This is a genomic window from Streptomyces sp. MK37H, assembly GCF_018035285.1.
Classification (GTDB): Bacteria; Actinomycetota; Actinomycetes; order Streptomycetales; family Streptomycetaceae; genus Streptomyces; species Streptomyces endocoffeicus.
The window spans coordinates 1-3,291 of record NZ_JAAAYH010000668.1 but is presented as its reverse complement, the minus strand read 5'-3'; the positions used below and the strand labels follow the sequence as shown (position 1 = coordinate 3,291).

General features: G+C 76.8%; 2 protein-coding genes. Both read right to left on the bottom strand.

The annotated features are described in order from the left end of the window. Nucleotides 1-2,514, bottom strand: a 2,514-nt coding sequence (locus GWI24_RS42435) for an FtsX-like permease family protein (RefSeq protein ID WP_210951351.1), incomplete at its 3' end; no start/stop codon positions are given. Further along, nucleotides 2,511-3,287 (bottom strand): ABC transporter ATP-binding protein, encoded by a 777-nt coding sequence (locus tag GWI24_RS42430; protein ID WP_210951352.1) that lies wholly within the window; start codon nucleotides 3,285-3,287, stop codon nucleotides 2,511-2,513. The genes GWI24_RS42430 and GWI24_RS42435, both read right to left, overlap by 4 nt. Nucleotides 3,288-3,291: the final 4 nt, after the last annotated feature.

Genomic DNA, 3,291 nt, shown 5'->3' with positions numbered 1-3,291 from the left:
CAGCGAGCCCGCCGCCGCCGTGGCCACGACCACCGAGACGATCGCCGCGGCCTGCGTCGGCGGCAGGTACGGCAGTGTGCCCGCCGTGGCCGCGCTGAAGGCCAGGAGCGGTACGGACGCCACGGCCACGCCCACCACCAGGCCGGTCACCACCGTGGCCGCCGCCTCCAGCCGTAGCATGCCGCGCAGTTGACGGCGGCCCGCGCCCGCGAGCCGGAGCAGGCGCAACTCGGAGCGGCGTCCGGTGGCGATCAGGGCGAGGGTGCTCAGGACGGCGATCACCGTGAAAGCCCCGATCGCCGCGACCACCGCAACCGATACCACCTCGGCCAGCGCCTCGCCCTCCGCTTCGCCCCTTACGGGCGCCGGGTCCCGCTCCACCCGGGCCCCGGGCACCGCCCGCGCCAGCGCCTTCGTGAGCGCCTTACGGTCGGCATCGGACGCGGTCGCGACCAGGATCCGACCCGCGCCGGGCATCGATGTGTGGCGCAGCAGCTCATCGCGGGAGAGGAGGAAGTCCCCGAGCGCGATGGAGCGTTCGTACGTCGCCACGACCCGCAGCCGCGCCTCCTGGCCGTCACCGAACCGCAGGGTCACCGTGGAGCCCGGCCGGGCGCCGAGGGAGTCCGCCCGGTCGGCGCCGATGGCGACCGTGCCGGGGCGCAGCCGGGCGAGGTCCCCGTTCCGGACGCCCGGGTCGAGGGTGCGCGTCAGCCGCTCCGGGGTGACGCCGAAGACCGGCAGCCGCTCGATTTCGGGCGAGCCGAGCTGGCTCCGCGCCAGCAGCACCGCGCCGGGGACGACCTCCGTGGCCGCCCGCACCCCGGGGAGCTCGCGGATCCGCTCCACCGCACCGGCCGTAAGGCCGCCGTCCGCGCGCACCGCCAAGTCGGCGCGCAGCGCCTGGCGGGCCTGGGCGTCCGCCGCGTGGGTCATCGTCGCGCCCCCGGAGAGCTGGACCCCGGCGAACGCGGTGACCAGCACGATCGGGGTGATCGCCGCGCCCAGCCGGTGGGCGGACGCGGCGCAGTTGGCGGCGGCGAGCCGGCCGCCGGGGCCGAACAGCCGCAGCGGGGCGCCGAGCAGCCGCATCGCCCACTCGGCAATCCACGGCCCCAGCACCGCGCAGGCGATCACCATCGTCACCGCCGCCGCACCGGCCGCGGCCGCCGCGGTCGCGCCCTGCTGGAGGGCGGCCGTTCCGGCCGAACTCGCGCCCACGCCCAGCAGCACCAGCCCGGTGATGCCCCGCGCCCTGCCGGGTGCCCGCTCGCGCAGCGCCTCCGCCGGACGCGCCGTGGCGGTCCTGGAGCAGCCGATGAGCGCCGCGATCCGGGCCACCAGAACGGTGACGGCGGCGGTGACCAGGGGCGCGGGCCACAGCAGCGGGGGCAGCGTCAGCTCGAGCCCGGTGGGCAGCGCGCCCCGCGCGTCCAGCAGCGCGCGCAGCCCCAGGTACGCGGGGACCGCACCGGCCGCGCCCACCAGCGCCGCCCAGGCCGCGACCCGCCCCACCTCCCGGCCCACCGCACCGCGCAGCTGCCCGGGTGTGGCGCCGACCGCCCGCAACAGGCCCAGTTCATGGGAGCGTTGGCGCAGCGCCTGGACGATGGTCGACGACACGACGAGCAGCGCCACGAGGACGACGGCTCCGGCCACGGAGCCGAGCGCCGCCAGCAGCTCGCCGCGGGCGGGCGCGGCGGCCAGGAACTCGGCCTCGCCGCGCTCGCTTCCAGTCAGGACGCGCACGGCGGCCGGGTCGCCGTCCGCGCGGCGCCCGATGTCGGTGACACCGGCCGTGTCCAGGGCCTTCCGCACCCGTCCGGCCAGCTCCCCCGGGTCCGTGCCGGGTTCGGCGACGACCCCGATGGCGTCCAGGGCATCCGGGTGTCCGGACAGGCGCCGGGCCTCGGCGCCGGTGAACCACACGGCCGTACGGGGGCCGTCGGCGACGCCCACGACGGTGTACACCGCGTCCCGTCCGTCCACGCGCAGCGTCGGCCGCGCGCCGAGGCGGCCTACGCCGCCACGGTCCGCCTCGGCACGGCCTGCCCCGCCGCCCACCATCACCTCGTCCGCCCGCTCCGGGGCGCGGCCCGTCCGTAGTGCTGCGTAGGGCGCCAAGCGGGCGGTCTCCCAGGGGTGGCCGGTGGCGGACCGGCCCGCGAGGCCCACCGGGAATTCCACGTCGGGGACGGCCGTCCGCACTCCGGGCACTCCTCGCACCACGCTCAGCGCCGTCCGGGGGATCCGGACCCGCTCGGTGAGCCCGGCGCTCGCGGTCTCGCGCTCGCCCAGGGACGTCGCGCTGAAGCGGGTGATCTGGTCGCCGGCCACGACGAGATCGGCCCCGGCGTACCGCTCCACCCCTGGATGCGCGCTCCAGGCCGAAACGAGGGTCAGCCCGAAGGCGCCGAGCAGGAGGGAGGTGAGGGCGAGCGCGGCGAAGACCGCGGTCCACGCCTTACGGTGGGCACGGGTGGCGCGCGCGGCCAGTAGGGCGGCTACCTTCATGCCGTCCGCCCTCCCAGGTCCTTGAGGACGCGGCGGATGTCGGCCGCCTCAGGTCGCTCCTGCCGCCAGACCAGCTTCCCCCGCATCAGGAACAGCGCCTCGTCGGCCCAGGCGGCGGCGAACGGGTCGTGGGTGACCATGACGACCGTATGGCCGTCACGGTCGACGGCCTGCCGCAGGAGCGTCAGCACCTCCTCCGCGGCGGCGGGGTCGAGCGCCCCGGTCGGCTCGTCGGCGAAGACGATGTCGGGCGAGGTCACCAGCGCGCGGGCGATGGCCACCCGCTGGCTCTGCCCACCGGACAGTTCGTACGGCATGGCGCCACCCCGGTCCCCCAGCCCGACCGCGGCGAGGGCCCGCAGGTCCCGGCCGTCGACGCGGTGGCCGCCGAGCATCAGCGGCAGGGAGACGTTTTCGGCGACGCTCAAGGACGGCACCAGGTGGTGCGCCTGGAAGACGAAGCCGATCCGCTCCCGCCGCAGCCGGGTCAGCGCCGCCTCGTTCAGCGAGGACAGCTCCGTGCCGCCGATGCGCACCGTGCCCGCCGTCGGCCGGTCCAGCCCGGCGGCGCACTGCAGCAAGGTCGACTTTCCGCACCCCGAGGGGCCCATCACCGCGAGGAACCGTCCGCGCGGCACCGTCAGATGGATGGGGTGCAGCGCCACTGCCCCCGGCTGGTACTCCCGGGTGACCCCGTCCAGGGTCAGCGCATGGTGCCGGGTCCCCGTCCGCTCCGCGGTGGCCGTCGTACGGCCACGCCACTGCCGGTTCATCTCT